The following is a 19473-nucleotide window of genomic DNA, read 5'->3' as shown; positions in this document are numbered from 1 at the left end:
GACCCGATATATCGTACGGCACTTCCGGTGCAGGTCGCGTCGACCCGCGCCCTCCGGCACATCGCGGTGCAGGATGGACCCACCCGCAACAACGAGGAGGCCCGCTGTGGGCAACGGACCCCAACGCCCCGCGCGCACGCGTGCCGGCCAGCGCCGCACGGTGCGCGCCCGCAGGTCCCGACGCCGTCGGCTCACCTGGCGCAGGGCGCTGCTGACGCTCTTCGGGCTCGGCGTGGCCGGGCTGCTGCTGGGCGGTGCGGTGCTGGCCCTGGTCTACAGCCGCACTGACATCCCGCAACCCAACGAGTTCGCGACCTCGGAGAGCTCCATCCTCTACTACGCGGACGGCGAGACGGAGCTGGCCCGGTTCACCGGTGGCTACGACCGGGAGTCCGTGCCGCTCGCCGAGGTGCCCGAACACGTCCGGCAGGCCATGCTGGCCGCCGAGGACCGCTCGTTCTACGAGAACCAGGGCGTCTCGGTCACCGGCACCGCGCGGGCACTGTGGCGCAACCTGACGTCCGACAGCACCCAGGGTGGCTCGACGATCACGCAGCAGTACGTCAAGAACTACTTCCTCTCGCACGAGCAGACACTGACCCGGAAGTTCAACGAGGTGCTGATCGCGGTCAAGATCGACCGCGAGCTGTCCAAGGACCAGATCCTGGAGAACTACCTCAACACGATCTACTTCGGTCGTGGGGCCTACGGCATCCAGACCGCATCGCGGGCCTACTTCGGCAAGGACGTCAGTGATCTCAGTGTCGCCGAGGGCGCCTTCCTGGCGGGGGTGACGAACGGTCCGGCCCTGTTCGACCCGGCCTACCAGGACGGCAACCAGGAGCGCGCCGAGCAGCGCTTCGCCTACGTCATCGGCGGCATGGTCGAGGAGGGGTGGCTGCCCGCGGCCGAGGCCGAGGCGACCGGTTTCCCGGAGATCCAGGACCCCGAGCCGACGACCGCCACCACGGGCACAGAGGGCTACATCGCCACCCGGGTGCGGGCGGAGCTGGTCAACGAGCTCGGCATCGCGGAGGAGGACCTCGACCGCGGCGGTCTGCGCATCGTGACGACCATCGACGAGCGCCACCAGGAGGCGGCCGAGACCGCCGTGCGGGAGAACCTGCCCGAGGAGCCGGAGGACCTGCGGGCCGGCCTGGTCGCGATCCGGCCCGGTGACGGGGCGGTGACCGCCATGTACGGCGGCGCCGACTACAGCGAGCAGCAGCTCAACACGGTCACCGACGCGCAGCTGCAGGCCGGTTCCCTCTTCAAGGTCTTCACCCTCATCGCGGCCGTCCAGGACGGGATCAGCACCGAGTCCGTCTTCCCCGGCCCCAGCCCGATGGAGTTCACCATCGAGGGTCAGGACGAGCCCTACGAGGTGAACAACTTCCGCGACGCACAGTTCGGCCCCATCGACCTGCGCACGGCGACCGCCCACTCGGTCAACACCGTCTACGTCCAGCTCAACCAGCAGATCGGCCCGGAGCGCACCCGAGAGGTGGCCGAGCAGCTGGGCCTGCCCGAGGACACGCCTGGCCTGGACGACGAGCTCTCCAACGTGCTGGGCCCCGCGGCCCCCACGGTGCTGGAGATGTCCGCGGCCTACTCGGTGCTCGCCGCGGAGGGCGTGCGCGCCGAGCCCTACCTGGTGACGACCGTCAGCAGCGAGAACGGCGTCTACGACTACGAGCGCGAGCCCCTGACCGAGGACGTCCTCGACGGGGCCGTCGCCGCCGACGTCACCGAGGCGATGACGCACGTCATCACCGAGGGTTCCGGGGTCTCGGCCGGCGAGCTGGGCCGTCCGGCCGCGGGCAAGTCCGGGACGAGCGAGAACAACAAGTCGGCCTGGTTCAACGGCTTCGTGCCGCAGCTCACCGCCACGGTCGGGATGTACCAGGGTGACGGCACGGTCGCGATGCAGGACATCGGTGAGTTCGACCAGGTCACCGGCGGCACCTACCCGGCCCGGATCTGGGGTGACTTCATGCGGGCCGCGATGGAGGGGGAGCCCGTCGAGGCGTTCCCGGAGCGCGTCGGGATCGGGGACGAGGTGGAGGAGACCCTCGAGCCGACCACGGAGGACACCGTCACCGAGACCGAGGAGCCCACCACCGAGGAGACCTCCACCACGACGACGGAGGACGAGACGACCACGACCACCGAGGACCCGACGACCACGGAACCGACCGAGGAGCCCACGGAGACCGGGCCTCCCGAGCCGACCGAGACCAGCCCGCCGGAGCCGACCGAGACGACCCCGCCGGAGCCGACCGGGACCGAACCGACCGGTCCACCGGGTGGTGACCCGGGCCCGACCGGTCCGGGCGAGACGGACGACCCGACCGACCCCGCGGAGCCCGGCACCACGGGCACCAACGGGACCGGCACGCGTGGGACCGGAGGAGCCAGCCGGACCGGCTAACCTGCCGCCATGCCCAGAGCGCCGTACGTCGTGCCCTCGCGCCACGACCCGGTCGTTGCCACGGCCAGCCGCTTCCTCGGCGGCCCGGTGGGACGGTTCGCCCGGATCGGCGCCCGCGGCCTCGCCGCAGTCGCCGCGACGCTGCTCACCCTGGCGGGGGTCGCCCTCGCGCTCGGGGTCTTCCAGAAGGGCCACTGCGTCGCCAAGGGGTGGGCCAACCCGGACCAGTTCTGGCGGGCGTGCTACTCCGACATCCCGGTCCTGCACGTGACGACGAGCCTGGCCGACCGCCAGCTGCCCTACGCCGGCTCGGGCAGCGACCAGCCGCTGCTGTCCGGGCTCGTGATGTGGCTGCTGGCCAGGGTCACCCCCCAGGCGGGCACCGGGGTGGGCGCGCAGCAGTGGATCTTCTTCCTGTGGGCCGCCCTGGCGCTGGTGCTCCTCGGCGGTGCCGTCCTGGCCGGCATCGCGCTGGCACCGGGTGACCCGTGGCACGTCGCGCACCTGGCTGCCTCACCGGTCCTGGCGGTGCTCGCCCTCGTCTCGACCGACCTGGTCGGCATCGCCCTGGTGATGTGGGGGTGGTGGGCCTGGAGCCGCGACCGCCCCGCCGTGGCCGGGACCCTGCTGGGCCTGGCGTTCCTGGTGCGTCCCTACCCGCTCGTCTTCCTGCTCGCCCTGGTGCTCGTCGGGGTGCGGGACGGTCGGGGGCGCGCTGCGCTGACCGCCGTGGTGTCGGCGGCGCTCGCAGCGCTCGCCCTGTTCCTGCCCGCCCTCCTCCTCCTGGGCGACGCCGTGCTGCAGGCACCGCGCGCCTGGTGGTCAGCGGGCCCGGGCTACGGCGCGCTCGCCCTGCTTCCCCAGCAGTTCGGCGCCGGGCTGTCTGCCGCGACGGTGACCGGTGTCGCGCTGCTCGGCTGGGTGGCCGCCCTGGCGGTCGGTGCCTGGCTCACCTTCCGCTCCCTGGGCCACCCCGACGCCGTGCAGGTCGCTGCCGTGATGCTGCTGGTCGTGGCGCTCACTGCGAAGTCGTTGTCGGTCCAGTCCGGGTTGTGGCTCCTGCCGGTGCTGGCCCTGTCCGGCATCCCCTGGCGCGACCACCTCGTCTGGGCGGCCGCGGAGATCGTGCACTTCGAGGCCACCTGGCTGCACATCGGCTTCGGCTCCGACGCCGGCAAGGGGCTGCCGCCGGAGGCCTACGCGATCGCCATCCTGCTGCGGATGAGCGGCTGGGCGTGGGTGCTCGGGATGGCCTGGATGACGCCCGGCCGCGGCGCGCCTCAGGGCAGCAGCACGAGCTTGCCGGTGGTGCCGCCACCGGCCAGGTCGGCGTGGGCCCGGGAGGCCTCGGCCAGCGGATAGCGGCCACCGATCCGCACGGTGAGCGTGCCGTCGGCCACCTGCCCCAGCACGGAGCCGGCGCGCTCGGCCAGCTCGGCCGGGTCGGCCACGTAGTGGGCCAGGGAGGGCCGGGTCAGGAAGAGCGACCCCTTGGCATTGAGCACCTGCGGGTCGACCGGGGCGACCGCACCGCTCGAGGCACCGAAGAGCACCATCGTCCCGCGCGGCCGCAGCACGTCCAGGCCGGCGTCGAAGGTCGAGGCGCCCACGCCGTCATACACGACATGGACACCCTCACCGTCGGTGAGCCGCCGCACCTCGGTGACCACGTCCTGCTCGCGGTAGAACACGATCTCGTCGGCGCCCGCCTCCCGGGCCAGCTCGGCCTTCTCGGGCGTGGAGGTCGTGCCGATGACCCGCACGCCCTTGGCCGCCAGCATCTGGCACAGCAGCAGGCCCACGCCGCCGGCCGCGGCGTGGACGAGCGCGGTCTGCCCCTCACGCGCGGGGAAGGTCGACTCGACGAGGTAGTGGGCGGTCATGCCCTGCAGCATCACGGCGGCCGCCTGCTCGGCCTCGACGCCGGCAGGCACCCGGATCAGCCGGTCGGCCGCGACGAGGGTCTGCTCGGCGTAGCCCGTGCCGGCCACCATGGCCCAGGTGACGAGGTCACCGACGGCGAGGTCGGCGACCCCCGGCCCGACGGCGCTGATCGTGCCGGCGCCCTCCGACCCGGCCACGAACGGCAGCTGCATCGCGTAGGCGCCGGACCGCTGGTAGATGTCGATGAAGTTGACGCCCGCGGCCTGCACGTCGACACGCACCTGCCCCTCGCCGGGCTCGGGGGTCTCCCGCTCGACCAGCTCGAGCACCTCGGGTCCGCCCTGCTCACTGACCACTACTGCACGCACGTCTGCCTCCAGGATCTCGGGTTCGGCCCCAGTATGCCGAGCGGCTGGCTGCGTCCTGCGCCCGGGCCCGCCACACGGACTGGCAGTTCGCGTCCCGGCGGCGGTCGGTCGTGCTCAGGGGACGGCGGCTCAGCCCGAACTGCCAGCCGTTGTGGCGGCGGCAGCGGCCGCGGCGGCGCGCTCGAGCCACTTCGGGGTCGCGCCGTAGCGCTGGCTGGGGATCAGCCGGCCGGCGGCGCAGTCGGCGACGAGCTGCGTGATCCGGCGGTCACGGGTCGCCTGCTGCTTGGCGGTGAGCACCCAGCTGACGGCCAGCTTGCGGTAGGACGGCGTCGCGGCCTCCCAGAAGGCGGTGGCGGCCGGCGAGGCCGCGAGGCGGGCGGCATACTCGGGCGGCAGCTCGCGGTCCCGGGTCTCGTAGGGGTAACCCGAGCGGTCCTCGCGCCGGGCCTCGAAGGCGGCCAGGCCGGCCGGCTGCATGCGTCCCTGCGCGATGAGCCGCTCCACGTGGGCGATGTTGACGGTGCTCCAGTTGCTGCCCGGCCGGCGTGGCGTCCACCGCTGCCGGCGGGAGTCCTCGTCGATCCGCTCGGACTTCGAGTCGATCCAGCCCCAGCACAGGGCCACGGGGACGGCCTCGGCCCAGGTCAGCCCACGGTCCGGGACGTGCTTCTGGTGCAGTCCCATCCACAGCTCGGTCTCGGTGTCGTGGTGGGCGGCGAGCCAGGCGTCGAACTCCTCGGCGGAGGCAAAGAAGCGTGCCGGGCGCTCCGGCGTCCCGCCCATCCGGCCCTGGCCCGCGCCGCTCACTGCTGGTCCGCCTCCGGCTGCTCGGCCTCCTGCCGACCCGTCGTGGGCTGCTCGGCCTCCTGCTGACCCGTCGTGGGCTCGTCGGCCTCCGGCTGCTGGGCCCACCAGCGCCGCAGCTCGGCCTCGGCCGCCTCGCGACCGATCGGCCCCTGGTCCAGCCGGACGGCCAGCAGGTGCTTGTAGGCCCGGCCCAGCACGGGACCGGGGGCGATGCCGAGCACCTCGGCGATCTCGTTGCCGTTGAGCTCGGGCCGGACCGCCGAGAGCTCCTCCTCGGCCCGCAGCCGCGTGATCCGGGCCTCGAGGTCGTCATAGGTGCGGGCCAGCCGCTCGGCCTTGCGCCGGTTGCGGGTGGTGGAGTCCGAGCGGGTCAGCTTGTGCAGGTGCCCCAGCAGGGGCCCGGCGTCGGTCACGTAGCGACGCACGGCCGAGTCGGTCCACTCGCCGTCGCCGTAGCCGTGGAAGCGCAGGTGCAGCTCCACCAGCCGGGAGACCGCGCGGACCGTGTCCTTGTCGTAGCGCAGGGCGCGCAGCCGCGCCCGGGTGAGCTTGGCGCCGACGATCTCGTGGTGGTGGAAGCTGACGCCCCCGCCCTTCTCGAAGCGTCGGGTCGCGGGCTTGCCGATGTCGTGCAGCAGCGCGGCCAGCCGCAGCACGAGGTCCGGTCCGATCACCCGGTCCGGTCCCTCGGCGCCCGGCTCGTCCTCCAGCGCGATCGCCTGCTCCAGCACGGTGAGGGAGTGCTGGTAGACGTCCTTGTGCCGGTGGTGCTCGTCGATCTCCAACCGCAGCGCCGGCAGTTCGGGCAGGACGACGTCCGCCAGCCCCGTGTCGACCATCAGCTCCAGCCCGGCCCGCGGGTCGGCCCCGAGCAGCAGCCGGCTCAGCTCGTCACGCACGCGCTCGGCCGAGACGATGGACAGCCGGCCCGCCATGTCGGTCATCGCGGCGCGCACGTCATCAGCGGCCGTCAGGCCGAGCTGCGAGGCGAACCGCGCCGCCCGCATCATCCGCAGCGGGTCGTCGGAGAAGCTCACCTCGGCCGTGTGCGGCGTGGTCAGGACGCCGGCGGCCAGGTCACCGAGGCCGTCGTGCGGGTCGGTGAAGAGCAGGTCGGGCAGGCGCAGGGCCATCGCGTTGACCGTGAAGTCCCGCCGCACCAGGTCGTCCTCGAGGTTGTCGCCGAAGGCCACGACCGGCTTGCGCGAGGCGGCGTCGTAGGCGTCGGCGCGGTAGGTCGTGATCTCGACCGTGCGCCCCTGGTGCCGCGCGCCGATCGTCCCGAAGGCCCGCCCGATGTCCCAGGTCTGCTCGGCCCACCCCTGCAGCGTCGCCTCGATCTGCTCGGGGCCGGCGGAGGTGGTGAAGTCCAGGTCCGGGGAGGTGCGGCCCAGGAAGGCGTCGCGGACGGGCCCGCCGACCAGCGCGAGCTCGTGCCCGGCCGCACGGAACCGCTCGCCGAGCTCGGTGAGCAGGGGCAGCACCGGCGCCAGGTGGCGGACGGCGCGGGCCAGCAGCTCGGGCTCGGACGGAGTGGAGGACACGAGGGTCAAGCCTACGGCCCGGCACGCCCCGCTTCGGGGCGGTGGCTCGTTAGAGTGAGGAAGATGACCACCGCTCCGCCTCCGCGCCGCTGGCAGCACCACCTGCCCTCGGTCCAGGAGACCTCGGCAGGGGGCGTGATCATCGACATCCACGAGGGCGCCGCACGGATCGCGATCATCGCGCGCCGCAACCGCGCCGGCCGCATCGAGTGGTGCCTGCCCAAGGGCCACATGGAGCCCGGCGAGACGCTCCGGGAGGCGGCCGAGCGCGAGGTCGCCGAGGAGACCGGGATCGTGGGCCGGGTGCTGGTCGACCTGGGCACGGTCGACTACTGGTTCTCCACCCCCCAGCACCGCATCCACAAGCGGGTCCACCACTACCTGCTGGAGGCCACCGGCGGTGAGCTGTCGGTGGAGGGTGACCCCGACCAGGAGGCCATCGACGCCATCTGGTGCCCGTTGACGGAGGCGCACCGCGTGCTCACCTTCCCCAACGAGCGCCGGATCGCCGAGGTCGCCTGGGCGCGGCTGGCCGGGACGGCGTGAGCCACCACCGCCCCGCGCCGTCCCTGCGCGGACTGGTCGCCCTGCTCCTGACGTATGCCGTACTGCAGGCTGCGGTCCTCATCGCACCGCTGACGTGGGTCACCTCCGCGGCGGTGGCTGCCGAGGACGCCCTGGTCGAGGTGCGCCTGGATGTCGTGTCACCGGCGATCGCCGCCCCTGACACCACCATCCGGCTCTCCGGCACCCTGAGCAACACCGGTGCCGACCCGGTCCCCGTGCACAGCGTCCGCGTGAGCACCGCCTACCGCGGGCTGGACACGCGGGAGGCCGTCCAGGAGTGGGCCGAGGTCGGCCTGGGTGAGACACCGATCGGGCTGGCCGAGGACCACGTGGGTGTCGCGCTCGCCCCGGGCTCGACCGTCCGGTGGTTCGTCGACGTGCCGCCGGACGCACTCGCCCCGGGCTTCGAGTTCGCCACGCTGCCGCTGCGGGTCGAGGTGCTGGCCCAGGACGCGGCGCAGGAGGGCCCGGACGCTGGCGGCGCCGACTCCGGTGACGAGGGCTCCGCCGTCACGGACCCCGGTGAGAGCGGCGCCGTGGCCGGGGCCGCGCTGCCCGGCAGCGAGCTGCGCACCTTCCTGCCCTGGCGGGACGCGGACGACGCCGCGTTCAACCCGGTCCGGATCGCCTGGCTGGCTCCGCTGACGCTGCCCGGTGGGCCCGACCTGGTCGATCCGGACGACCGGACCCGGGCGGACGCCTGGGCCGAGGCGATCGGTCCCGGGTCCCGCAACCTCGAGCTGCTCGAGGGGCTGGCCGGGACCGACGCGACGTTCGTGGTGGACCCGGCGCTGCTGGAGCCCCTCGACCCGGTCGCCTCGCTGACCGAGGCCGTGGTGCTGCCCGGTGAGGAGGCCCCGCCGACGGAGACGGAGCCGGAGCCGACCGACCCGGGCGTGACGCCACCGGCCCCGTCCCAGCCGTCCCCGTCACCACCCGTCACGCCGCCCACGTCGTCCGCGTCCGCACCGGACGCCCCTGGCGCAGGAGCGACGGCGGGCAGCGACGCCGATTCGGGCGACGGTGCGGCCACCGACCCATCGGGACCCGGCACCACCGGCCCGTCGGGACCCGGCACCACCGGCCCCGACGGCTCGGGCGCGACCCGGTCCCCCGGTTCCACCGCAACGACCGGCCCGCCCGACGACTCGGAGGAGCCCACACAGGCGCCGGAGCCGGTCGTCCCGCCGACACCGCCCACCACCGCGAGCGCCGTCGAGGCCCTGACCCAGCAGATCCGCGAGCTCCCCGAGGGACAGCTGTGGTGGCTCCCCGTCGGCGACACGGACGCTGCGGCCCTGCTGGGCCTGGGGGCCGGTGTGGGCGAGATCGCTGCGCTCGTGGGGCGGGACACTGCCGAGGGCCTGGTCGCCCCGGGCCGCACCGACGTCGCCTGGCCGGTCGCCCGGACGTTCTCCGACGACCTCATCGAGTCGCTGCGCGCGGTCTGGTCGGCGGCCGGCGGTGCCACGGGCGCGGCGGGGGACGGCAACGGCAGCCTCGGTGCCGCCGTCGTCCCGTCCCAGGTCATGGAGGACGTGGCACTGACCGGCAACGCCGTCCGACCGCACGCCTCCGGCCCACAGCTGATCGGCTACGACGAGCGGCTCAGCGCCGTCGTGGCGGCCTCGGGCGCCGAGGACCGCGACGGTCGCGCCGTCCAGCGGTTCCTCGCCGAGACGCTCGCCGTCTACCAGGAGCGCCCGGCCACGGACCGCTCGATCGTCATCGCGATCCCGCGCACCGCCCAGGTGGACGCACCGACCCTGCAGGCCCTGACCGCTGCCGCGGGCAGGGCGCCGTGGCTGGAGAGCAGCACCGCCAGCGAGCTGCTGACCGCTGCCAGCACCTCCGAGACGACGACGGTCGAGTCACCCGGCGAGGAGGGGCCCCGGGCGACCGACGACGGTCCGGGGTCGGCCGTCCCGGGCGACCTCACGGCATACCCCGAGCCGGGCGAGAGCCCGCTGACCATGACGCGGGTGCGGCGCACAGAGCTGACCCGGGAGGAGGTGGTCGGCGTCTCCGCGATCGTGCCCGGCACCGAGGAGGCCCGCGACACCTGGCTGCGCGTGCTCGACCGGCAGTACTCCACGAGCTGGAGGACGGCCGAGGGCTGGGAGAAGCCGGTCGAGGACGCCGAGGCCCTCGCCGGCGAGATCCTCAACGGCCTGTCCATCAACCCCACGACGATCAACCTCTTCGCCGACGAGGGCCTGATGCAGATCACCGTCGTCAACGAGCTCCCGCTGCCGATCGAGGGGCTGCGGATGAGCGTGGACCCGGGCAACGGGCGCCTGCGCGTGCTGGGGCAGCCCGACCCGATCACCATCGGCCCGGAGTCCCGGGCGACCGTGCAGTTCCGGGCGCGGGCGGTGGCCGCCGGCCAGGTCCCGCTGCACACCAGTCTCAGCACCCCGAACGGCACCCAGGTCGGCACGGCCGAGGAGACCGTCGTGCGGGTGCAGCCCACCGGCGTCTGGATCTACTGGCTGCTCGGCGGCGTCGCAGGTGTCATCCTTGTCCTCGGCCTGGTGCGCGCCCTGCGCCCGGCCGGCGGCAGGACCTCGCCCGGAGGCACCGGGCAGGACGGTGCCGGCCAGACCACCCACGAGCAGAACGTCGCGCCCCCGGGGCCCGACCTGGAGAGTCCTTGAGCGAGCAGTCCACCCCCCTGGGTGCCGGAGCGGACCCTGGGCCCACGAGCGGGAGCACGGGCCACTCGTCGGCGTCCCTGGCCCGGGCCAGCGCGCTCATGGCGTCGGGCACCTTCGTGTCCCGCATCCTCGGCATGGTCCGGGCGCTGCTGCTCGCCGGCGCCATCGGGCTGCTGTCCCCGTCCGGCAACGCATGGCAGACCGCCAACACGCTGCCCAACACCATCTACATCCTGCTGGCCGGGGGCGTCCTGAACGTCGTGCTGGTCCCGGCCCTCACGCGCGCCATGGCCATGAGCCCCGAGAAGGGGCGGGACTTCACCGACCGGCTGATCACCCTCGCCCTCAGCGGTCTGTTGCTGGTCACCGTGCTGTTCACCGCCGGTGGGGCGCTGCTCACGCAGTTCTACGCGCTGTCCTGGTCCGGCGACCAGCTGGCCCTGGCGATCACCTTCGCCTACCTGTGCCTGCCCCAGATCTTCTTCTACGGCCTCTACACCCTGCTCGGTCAGATCCTGAACTCCCGCGAGAAGTGGGGGTGGTACATGTGGGCGCCGGTCGCCAACAACATCGTGGCGATCGCCGGTGTGTCCGTGTTCATGGTGCTCTATCCCGAGGCCAGGACGCTCGCCCCCGGCGAGTGGACCGGCGACATGATCTGGCTGCTGGCCGGCACGGCGACCCTCGGCGTGATGGTGCAGGCGGGCGCGCTGCTGTGGCCGGTCTGGCGCAGCGGGTTCCGCTACCGCCCCCGGTGGGGCTTCCGCGGTGTCGGGCTGGGGGCGGCCTCCCGGATGGCGCTGTGGATGCTGGCCATCATCGGCGTGTCCCAGGTCGGGATGTGGCTGTCGAGCAACGTGCTCAACCGGGCGAGCGACCTCGACCCGGACGCCGGCGGGCGGATCCTCTACGACAACGCCTTCCTCATCTACATCCTGCCGCACAGCCTCATCGCGACGTCGCTGATCACCGCGATGTTCACCCAGATGTCCCGGTCCGCCCACGAGGAGGACCTGGCCGGGCTGGGCGCGCAGTACCGCCACGGGTTGCGTCTGCTCGGGGTCGCGATGGTGCCGATCAGCATCGGCATGCTCATCCTGGCCCCCGCCATCAGCAGCGTCCTGTTCTTCAACAACAGCCAGGAGGAGACCCTCGCCACGGCCTGGGTGACCATGTCGATGGTCATCGGGCTGGCGCCCTACGCCGTCTACATCCTCTCCAACCGGATCTTCCACGCCTTCCAGGACGGTTGGACGCCGTTCCGGCTGCAGCTGGTCATCACGGCCGTCTCGATCGTCGGCATCCTCATCGCCGCGACCCTCCCGCCGACCCGGACGGCCATCGGCGTCGGCCTGGCCCAGACCCTCGGCCAGGGGTGCGCCGCCGTCCTGGGCATCCTCTGGGTCCGGCGGCGACTCGGCCGACTTCCGCTCGGCGACGTGGTGCGCGGCTACAGCCGCATCGTGCTCGCCGCGCTGGCCGCTGCAGCCGTCCTGGTGCTGGTCGTCCTGGGCAGCAACGTGCTGCTCGACGGGCGGCCGGCCTCCCTCGTCGCGCTGCTGGTCGGGGGGCCCCTGTTCTTCGCGGTCTACGGTCTACTCGCCCACCGGTTGGGCGTCAGCGAGCTGGCCGAGGCCGCGGGGCCGCTGCTGCGCCGCCTCGGTCGCGGCGGGACCGCCCCTCGCACCCCACCTGCCGCAGGGCCGACGGCGCCGGCGCCGGGGACGAGCGGTGGGCCACCGACGCCGGACGACCGGGCCCACGACGGGTCGGACGACAGCCCGGACGGAAGCGCACAGGAGGACGACGACGCGGCCCGGCCCACGGCATACGAGGACCTGCGGCACGCTGAGCAGGGCTCCTCGTCACGGAGCACCACCGATCCCGCCATAGGATTAGCCGCAGCATCCGGGCACGCACAGGACTGGGAGGTGTGGGGCATGGGCCTCGAGCCGGGCACACTGCTGGGGCGACGCTACGCCCTTGAGGAGCTGCTGGCCCAGCGTGGCGACGTGCTCGAGTACTGGTCGGCCGTCGACTCGACGCTGGAGCGGCTGGTCGCTGTCACCGTGCTGCCGTCCACCGGCGACCGGGCGATCCTGGCGCACGCCGTGCTGGACGGCGCACGGCGCACCGCCGGCGTCGACGACCCCCGGCTCGTCCGGGTGCTGGACGTCGGCGAGGAGAACGGCTACTGCTGGATCGTCGAGGAGGGCCTGCCCGACGCCGAGTCCCTGGCCTCGCTGACCAGCGAGGGCGAGCTGCCCGCCGAGGAGGCCCGCCGCGTGGTCGGTGAGGCGGCCGTCGGTCTGGAGTCGGCCCGCCGGCGCGGCCTGCACCACCTCTACCTCAACCCGCACTCGGTGCTGCGCACCCGGGACGGGAGCATCAAGGTCTCCGGGGTCGGGGTGACCGCCGCGATCGAGCAGACCGACGACATCGCGGCCCGCGAGGCCTCACTCATCGACACGGCCGACCTGGTGAGCCTGCTCTACACCGGCATCACCGGCCGCTGGCCGGGCGACGAGATCGAGGGCCTGGCCTCGGCCCGGCGGCTGGCCGACGGTTCGCTGCCGGCCCCCTCCGAGGTGGTCGCGGGCGTGCCCGGCGACCTCGACGCGCTGTGCCGGACCATGCTCGGTCTGGACTACGACCCCGCTGACGGCCCTCAGACGCCCGGCGAGCTCGCGCGTCAGCTCTCCCCGTGGTCCTCGGACATCGTGGCGCCCGCGCCCCGCGCGCCGCAGCGGCCCACCCCGGCGGGCCCGGCCGAGGAGCCGGAGCCGGCCACAGACACCTCCGGAGGGGGAGCTGCGGCCGCAGCGATCGGCGCGGCCGCCGCGAGCCGACCAGAGGACGCCGGGACCACGGCGATGCCGGTGGAGGGCCAGCCGAGCTCCTACTTCCGCACCCAGGTGGACGACGAGGGCTACCGCGCCGGTGGCACGTCCTACACCCCCGAGGAGGCCGAGGACCAGGACCTCGCCGCCCGCTACGAGCAGACCCCCGACCGTGGGCTGCCACCCGGCGTGCGCGGCCGCGAGACCCCGCGCGGGCAGACCGGGGTGGTCCTCCTCGTGATCGCGGCGCTGATCGCTGTTGCCGCCTATGTCGCCTACAGCGCCATCAGCAGCACCCTCAACGGCGGCACCGCCTCCGACGACAGGCGTCCGCTGCCGACCTCCACCCAGACGCCGAGCACGTCCGGCGAGCCGTCCCCGTCCGGGACCGCGACCGACGACGCCGAGACGACCACCGAGGCCCCGGAGCCCGGGGCCGAGATCGAGTTCACCGACGCGGTGGACTTCGACTCGACCGGCGGTGACGAGAAGCCGCAGCTCACCGGCAACGCCATCGACGGCGACCCCGACACGGCCTGGAACACCTTCACCTACCTGACCCCCAACTGGGGCGGACTGAAGGAGGGCGTGGGACTGGCCCTGGACATGGGCGAGACCACGACCGTCTCCGAGGTCACCGTCGAGTTCCCCGAGGGCGACTACGGGGCGACGGTCTTCGTCAGCGACGAGCCCACCAACTCCGGCACCGAGATCGGCACCTCCGACGATGCCTCCGGCACCTGGACGGTCAGCCCCGACGAGCCGGCCGAGGGCCGCTACGTCGTCATCTACTTCGACCGCGCGTGGGCCGGCCCCGGCGGCGAGATCGTCCGCGTCTCCGAGGTGACGGCCCGGTCATGACCCTCCGTATGCCGTGCGGTCGCCGCCCCGCCCAGGTCGGGGTGGCGTCGTGGTGACCCCGGACCTGCAGGAACGCTCGGACCACGAGCTGATGCAGCTGCACAAGGACGGTGACCCGGACGCCTTCGGCGAGCTCTTCCGGCGCCACAAGGACCGCATGTGGGCGGTGGCCCTGCGCACCGCGCGCGACCCCGAGCTGGCCGCGGACGCGGTGCAGGACGGCTTCATCAACGCCTTCCGCCGCGCGGACTCCTTCCGCGGCGACTCCGCCGTGACCACGTGGCTGCACCGGATCGTGGTCAACGCGTGCCTGGACCGGCTGCGCCGGATCAAGCCGACGGCCGACATCGCCGACCACGACCCCGTGGAGACGCGGGACCACCACCGCAGCGTCGAGGTCCGCCTGGACGTGCGCGAGGCCCTGGAGCAGCTGCCCGAGGGCCAGCGCCTCGCGCTGGTGCTCGTGGACATGCACGGGCTCAGCGTCGCCGAGGCGGCGCAGATCCTGGAGGTCGCCGAGGGCACCGTCAAGTCCCGGTGCGCACGTGGCCGCAGTGCGATGGCCCAGCTGCTGGAGCCGGCATGAGGACCACCGTCGAGGTGTCGCGCCTCACACGCAGCGGCCGGGACCGGTCGGGAACCTGTGCGTCCGGCCGGACGTCGTATCTCCGTGGGGCTGACTGGCACCACCGCCGACCGAACCCGTTCGATGCCCTCGTGAGGAGGTTCCAGTGACAGGGTCGCGACCCGAACCCCGCAGCTCAGACGACGACCTTGACCCCACTGGTGTCCGGGCGCTGCTCGCCAATCTCCCGGACCCTGGCCCGATGCCCGAGGACCTGGTGGCCCGCATCTCGCAGAGCCTGCAGCTCGAGCAGCAGCGACGCTCGTCCGGCGGTGGCGACTCCGCCTACCCCGCGGCTGCCAGCGCGACCCCGTCGGCGGTGGGCTCCGAACACGCGCAGGACAGTGGCGTGGTCTCCCTGACGGCCGAGCGGCAGCGCCGGCGCCCTGGTCGGACCATCCTGTGGCTGGGCGGCGCTGCCGCCGTGGCCATGGTGGCCACGGTCTCGGTCAACCAGCTGGTCGGTGGCAGCGACACCGACACCGGCGTCTCCGCACGGGTTCCCGCAGCCAACGACTCCGCCGAGGGCGGTGCGGACGCCGGCGCCGAGGACCTGGACGTGGGGGGCGACAACGAGACGGCAGGCAGCTCCACCGGCGATGAGGACACCCCCGAAGCGTCCGACGACCAGGGTGAGTCGACCCAGGGCTCGGTCGATGAGGCGCCCGTGGGGGGCGCCGGGGACGGTGCCGCAGCCGAGGTTGCCGCCGTGCCGGGCACGGTCGAGCTGTCCGCCACCGGGTGGAGCGAGCAGGTGAGCTCCTGGATGGACGCACGACCGGGTCACAGCACGGACAACCAGGCGACCCAGGAGGCCACCGACTGTGTGGCGACCGGTGCCCTCGACACCGAGGGGGCCACCACCCTGGTGCTGTCCGACGCGCTGTGGGACGACCAGCCCGCGATCCTCGTCGTCGCCGAGGACACCTCGGGCGACACCGCCTGGGTGCTGAGCACGGACTGTGCGGATGTGCTCTCCGGGCCCTCTCCGCTGCCCTGACCCCGCACCCACACTGCTCCCCGGGCCCTGCCCGTGCTGCGTGCGCCGTCCTGACCCTGTCGCACCGACCGGCGGCATGAGCAGCGCGGTCGCGCCCGGGGAACATCCGGCACGTAGGATCGGTTGAGGACAACGAGGGTGGCCTCCCGGCGAGGCCCCACCACCGACGACGCACACTGGAGTCCTGCATGATCACCATTCCCGAGGAGCCGACCACGCCTGTCACCGACGGCGGTGAGGTGCGCGACGTGATCATCGTCGGGTCCGGCCCTGCTGGTTACACGGCGGCCGTCTACGCCGCCCGTGCGAACCTCCGGCCGTTGCTGTTCGAGGGCGCGGTCACCGCGGGCGGTGCGCTGATGAACACGACCGACGTGGAGAACTTCCCCGGCTTCGAGAACGGCATCATGGGGCCTGACCTGATGTTCGCCATGCGTGCCCAGGCCGAGCGTTTCGGCGCGGAGCTGGTGCGCGACGACGTGACCGCCCTGGACCTGACCGGTCCCGAGAAGCTGGTCACGGACGCCTCGGGGCAGGTGCACCGCGCCCGTGCGGTCATCCTGGCCATGGGGTCGGCCTACCGTGAGCTCGGCCTGCCCGACGAGAAGCGCCTCTCCGGACACGGCCTGTCCTGGTGCGCCACGTGCGACGGGGCCTTCTTCCGCGACCAGGACATCGCCGTCGTGGGCGGCGGTGACTCCGCGATGGAGGAGGCCACCTTCCTGACCCGGTTCGCGCGCTCCGTGACGGTGATCCACCGCCGGGACGAGCTGCGCGCCTCCAAGATCATGGCCGAGCGCGCCCAGAACGACCCCAAGATCAGCTTCCGCTGGAACTCGGAGGTCGTCGGGCTCCACGGCGACCCCAAGCTGACCGGTGTCCGCCTGCGCGACACCGTCACCGGCGAGGAGACCGACGCCGAGTTCGCGGCCGTCTTCGTCGCCATCGGGCACGACCCGCGCAACGAGCTCATCCAGGGTCAGGTGCACCTGGACGATGGTGGCTATGTCCTGGTCGACGGGCGGAGCACCCAGACCAACCTGCCCGGTGTCTTCGCGTGCGGCGACCTGGTCGACCACACCTACCGACAGGCCGTCACGGCCGCCGGCACCGGCTGCTCCGCGGCGCTCGACTCCGAGCGCTACCTGGCGGTCCTCGAGGCCGACCAGCCCGTGGCCGAGCTCGTTCACTGACCCAATTACTCACTGCCACAACAGAATTCACACAAGTAGCGCCCGTTGACCGGCCGACCGGCCCCTCAACGAACAACGCAAGCACACCACGAGGGAAGGAATCCCATGGCCACGAAGCACACCACCGACAGCGAGTTCCAGGCGGACGTCCTGGACCAGCAGACCCCCGTCTTGGTCGACTTCTGGGCTCCCTGGTGCGGCCCCTGCAAGATGGTTGCACCCATCCTGGAGGAGCTCTCCGAGGAGTACGGCGACAAGATCCAGGTGGTCAAGCTCAACACCGACGAGAACCCGGCCGTGACGGGCAAGTACGGCATCACGGGCATCCCGACGATGAACGTCTACGTCGGCGGTGAGGTCGTCAAGACCCTGGTCGGCGCCCTGCCGAAGCAGAAGCTGGTCCGTGAGCTGGAGGACTACCTCGGCTGAGTCCGTCCCACGACGACGAACGCCCCCGACCTCATGGTCGGGGGCGTTTGTCGTGCGTGCCGGGTGGGTCCCGGGACTGCTCAGTCGGTGGCCAGGAGGCCCAGGATCCGGTCGAGGTCCTCGAGCGAGGCGAACTCGACGGTGACCTTCCCCTTGCGCCTGCCCATCGAGATCGCCACCCGGGTGTCCAGCCGGTCGGCCAGGCGCGAGGCGTGCTCCTCCAGCTCCGGCTGCGGCTCCCGAGCCGACGTGGAGCGACGACCGACAGGCTCGCCACCTCGCTCACCGAGCACGACGATCTCCTCGACCGTGCGCACTGACAGGCCCTCGGCCACGATGCGCTGGGCCAGCCGCTCCATGGCCGCGCCGTCAGAGAGTCCGAGCAGTGCTCGTGCGTGCCCCGCGCTCAACACACCAGCGGCCACCCGTCGCTGCACCAGAGGTGGCAGCTTCATGAGACGCAGCGTGTTGCTGATCTGGGGACGGGACCGTCCGAGACGACCGGCGAGCTCGTCATGGGTGCACCCGAAGTCGTCCAGCAGCTGCTGGTAGGCGGCCGCCTCCTCCAACGGGTTGAGCTGGGCCCGGTGCAGGTTCTCCAGCAGGGCGTCCCGGAGCATGTCCTCATCAGCGGTCTCACGGACGATGGCCGGGATCGTGGGCAGCCCCACGTTGCGCGTGGCCCGCAGCCGGCGCTCACCCATGATGAGCTCGTAGCCATCGACTGCACGCCGCACGACGACGGGCTGGAGCACGCCGATCTCACGGATGCTGTGCTCGAGCTCGGCGAGGTCGTCCTCGTCGAAGACCTGTCGTGGCTGTCGGGGGTTGGCCGCGATCTGCTCCACGGGGATCTCGGCGAACAGGGCACCCGGCACGGGCTCGAGGTCCGCGGTGCCGCTGACGCGTTCTCCGGCGGGTCCGTCCGGTGCCAGCGAGTCGTCGGTGTTGCCGGTGACCACGCCCTCCACCGTCGGAGCCGCAACGGCCTCACTGGCCGGGCTGACACCGGCGCCCGTCTCCCCAGCGGGCGCCAGGAGAGCGGTCGCGCCGCTCTGACCTGCGGAAACGCTGGTTGAGCGGGGGAAGAACACGTCGCTGGGCCGATCGACGCCTGAGGGTGCCGGGGGGATCAGCGCCCCCAGACCGCGGCCCAGTCCTCGTCGCCGGTCACTCATCGGTGCTGCCTTCCTCTCCTGCCCGCACTGAACGGGCGACTTCCTTGGCGGCCTCCAGATAACAGAGGGCACCGCTGCTGATGGGGTCGTAGGTGATGACCGTCTCCCCGTGGCTGGGCGCCTCACTGATGCGCACCGAGCGTGGGATCGAGGTGCGGAGCACCTTGGTGGTGAAGTGGGCACGGACCTCGTCGGCGACCTGTGCCGACAGACGGGTCCGACCGTCATACATCGTGAGCAGGATGTGGGACACCTCCAGGTCGGGGTTCAGGTGCTCCCGGATCAGGTCGATGTTGGTCAGCAGCTGGCTCAGCCCCTCGAGGGCGTAGTACTCGCACTGGATCGGGATGAGCACCTCGGACCCCGCCACGAAGGAGTTCACCGTGAGCAGCCCCAGGCTGGGCGGGCAGTCGATGAACACATAGTCGAAGGAGTCGCCGCGCTGGTCCTGAGTGGCCAGGAACCTGGTCACCGCCTTCTGCAGGCGACTCTCGCGGGCCACCATCGGCACGAGCTCGATCTCTGCGCCGGCCAGGTCGATGGTGGCTGGTGCGCACCAGAGGCCCGGCATGCTCGGGCTCTCCTGCACGACGTCAGCAAGGTCGACACCGTCGATGAGAACGTCATAGATCCCGGTGACGTCGCCACCGTGGGGGATGCCGAGTGCTGTGCTCGCGTTCCCCTGGGGGTCCATGTCGATCACCAGCACGCGCAGTCCGGCCTGGCTGAGGGCGGCGGCCATGTTGACCGCGGTCGTGGTCTTGCCGACGCCGCCCTTCTGGTTGGCCACCGTGAGGACCCGCGCGCGGGTCGGTCGCGGAAGGTCTGGCGCCCGCGCCGGGGTGGCCTCGGGCGCAGCCGCCGGCGCGTTAGCGGGCGGGCGCGTTTCACGTGAAACCTCACCCGCTGGCCCCGGGTCGCGGGTGGCGACTGCCGCCACGTCGGGGGCGGCGACGTCCGTTTCACGTGAAACATCGCCGGCCGAGCTCCGATCGGGCGTCGTCACCGCCTCCTGTGCGCGCGTACTGGGCTCAGTTTCACGTGAAACCACTGCCGAGCCGTCCTCTTCCGGTGCTGCCTCTGGGT

General features: G+C 72.6%; 14 protein-coding genes. 9 read left to right on the top strand and 5 right to left on the bottom strand.

Features of this window, described 5'->3' with window-relative positions:
* Positions 1-106: 106 nt before the first annotated feature.
* Positions 107-2431 carry a transglycosylase domain-containing protein gene (locus tag DA085_RS09555; protein WP_161958469.1) on the top strand — a complete coding sequence of 775 codons (2325 nt, stop codon included), beginning with the start codon at positions 107-109 and terminating at the stop codon, positions 2429-2431.
* A 9-nt stretch (positions 2432-2440) separates the two neighbouring features.
* Positions 2441-3793 (top strand): glycosyltransferase 87 family protein, encoded by a 1353-nt coding sequence (locus DA085_RS09550; RefSeq protein ID WP_109472729.1) that lies wholly within the window; start codon positions 2441-2443, stop codon positions 3791-3793.
* Here the strand turns inward: DA085_RS09550 and DA085_RS09545 are convergent.
* From DA085_RS09545 to DA085_RS09535, 3 genes are all read right to left on the bottom strand, one after another.
* The gene (locus DA085_RS09545) at positions 3712-4683 is read right to left on the bottom strand and encodes a quinone oxidoreductase family protein (protein WP_109472728.1); all 972 of its coding nucleotides are present in this window, start codon (positions 4681-4683) and stop codon (positions 3712-3714) included. The two genes, DA085_RS09550 and DA085_RS09545, sit on opposite strands and share 82 nt — an antisense overlap.
* 129 nt (positions 4684-4812) lie before the next feature.
* Entirely contained in the window at positions 4813-5493 is a 681-nt protein-coding gene (locus DA085_RS09540) for a YdeI/OmpD-associated family protein (protein ID WP_237565415.1), read from the bottom strand.
* Complete coding sequence (locus DA085_RS09535) at positions 5490-7037, bottom strand: CCA tRNA nucleotidyltransferase (protein ID WP_109472727.1); 1548 nt, start codon at positions 7035-7037, stop codon at positions 5490-5492. Before DA085_RS09535 ends, DA085_RS09540 begins: the two co-directional genes overlap by 4 nt.
* Before the next feature lie 63 nt (positions 7038-7100).
* Between DA085_RS09535 and DA085_RS09530 the strand changes: the two genes are divergently transcribed.
* The 7 genes from DA085_RS09530 to trxA all read left to right on the top strand — a co-directional run bounded on the left by DA085_RS09530 (position 7101) and on the right by trxA (position 17209).
* Positions 7101-7583: an NUDIX domain-containing protein gene (locus tag DA085_RS09530; RefSeq protein ID WP_109472726.1), complete on the top strand. Its 483-nt coding sequence runs from the start codon at positions 7101-7103 to the stop codon at positions 7581-7583.
* The gene (locus DA085_RS09525; protein WP_109472725.1) at positions 7580-10261 is read left to right on the top strand and encodes a DUF6049 family protein; all 2682 of its coding nucleotides are present in this window, start codon (positions 7580-7582) and stop codon (positions 10259-10261) included. The genes DA085_RS09530 and DA085_RS09525 overlap by 4 nt, the downstream gene beginning before the upstream one ends.
* Positions 10258-13962 carry a murein biosynthesis integral membrane protein MurJ gene (gene murJ / locus DA085_RS09520; RefSeq protein WP_109472724.1) on the top strand — a complete coding sequence of 1235 codons (3705 nt, stop codon included), beginning with the start codon at positions 10258-10260 and terminating at the stop codon, positions 13960-13962. Before DA085_RS09525 ends, murJ begins: the two co-directional genes overlap by 4 nt.
* A 49-nt stretch (positions 13963-14011) precedes the next feature.
* Positions 14012-14548 carry an RNA polymerase sigma factor SigM gene (gene sigM / locus DA085_RS09515; RefSeq protein WP_337189774.1) on the top strand — a complete coding sequence of 179 codons (537 nt, stop codon included), beginning with the start codon at positions 14012-14014 and terminating at the stop codon, positions 14546-14548.
* Positions 14549-14789: 241 nt separating this feature from the next.
* On the top strand, positions 14790-15587 hold the full coding sequence (locus DA085_RS09510) for a hypothetical protein (RefSeq protein WP_109472723.1): 798 nt from the start codon (positions 14790-14792) through the stop codon (positions 15585-15587).
* Between the two features lie 188 nt (positions 15588-15775).
* Entirely contained in the window at positions 15776-16780 is a 1005-nt protein-coding gene (gene trxB / locus DA085_RS09505; RefSeq protein ID WP_109472722.1) for a thioredoxin-disulfide reductase, read from the top strand.
* Positions 16781-16885: 105 nt separating this feature from the next.
* On the top strand, positions 16886-17209 hold the full coding sequence (trxA, locus tag DA085_RS09500; RefSeq protein ID WP_109472721.1) for a thioredoxin: 324 nt from the start codon (positions 16886-16888) through the stop codon (positions 17207-17209).
* Between the two features lie 80 nt (positions 17210-17289).
* On the opposite strand, the gene DA085_RS09495 is transcribed toward trxA, so the two are convergent.
* On the bottom strand, positions 17290-18387 hold the full coding sequence (locus tag DA085_RS09495) for a ParB/RepB/Spo0J family partition protein (protein ID WP_109472720.1): 1098 nt from the start codon (positions 18385-18387) through the stop codon (positions 17290-17292).
* Entirely contained in the window at positions 18380-19393 is a 1014-nt protein-coding gene (locus DA085_RS09490; RefSeq protein ID WP_237565414.1) for a ParA family protein, read from the bottom strand. The genes DA085_RS09495 and DA085_RS09490 overlap by 8 nt, the downstream gene beginning before the upstream one ends.
* Between the last annotated feature and the right edge of the window lie 80 nt (positions 19394-19473).

It is taken from the genome of Ornithinimicrobium cavernae, from assembly GCF_003121625.1.
Taxonomy (GTDB): domain Bacteria; phylum Actinomycetota; class Actinomycetes; order Actinomycetales; family Dermatophilaceae; genus Ornithinicoccus; species Ornithinicoccus cavernae.
Note: the sequence above shows the minus strand (reverse complement) of the source record. Positions and strands in the feature narration are given on the sequence as shown.

What these genes read in the sequence shown, in the direction of transcription:
- DA085_RS09550 (WP_109472729.1), top strand. Translation starts at nt 2,441, where the DNA reads ATGCCCAGAGCGCCGTACGTCGTGCCCTCGCGCCACGACCCGGTCGTT.
- DA085_RS09530 (WP_109472726.1), top strand. Translation starts at nt 7,101, where the DNA reads ATGACCACCGCTCCGCCTCCGCGCCGCTGGCAGCACCACCTGCCCTCG.
- DA085_RS09510 (WP_109472723.1), top strand. Translation starts at nt 14,790, where the DNA reads ATGCCCGAGGACCTGGTGGCCCGCATCTCGCAGAGCCTGCAGCTCGAG.
- trxB (WP_109472722.1), top strand. Translation starts at nt 15,776, where the DNA reads ATGATCACCATTCCCGAGGAGCCGACCACGCCTGTCACCGACGGCGGT.
- trxA (WP_109472721.1), top strand. Translation starts at nt 16,886, where the DNA reads ATGGCCACGAAGCACACCACCGACAGCGAGTTCCAGGCGGACGTCCTG.
- DA085_RS09495 (WP_109472720.1), bottom strand. Translation starts at nt 18,387, where the DNA reads ATGAGTGACCGGCGACGAGGACTGGGCCGCGGTCTGGGGGCGCTGATC.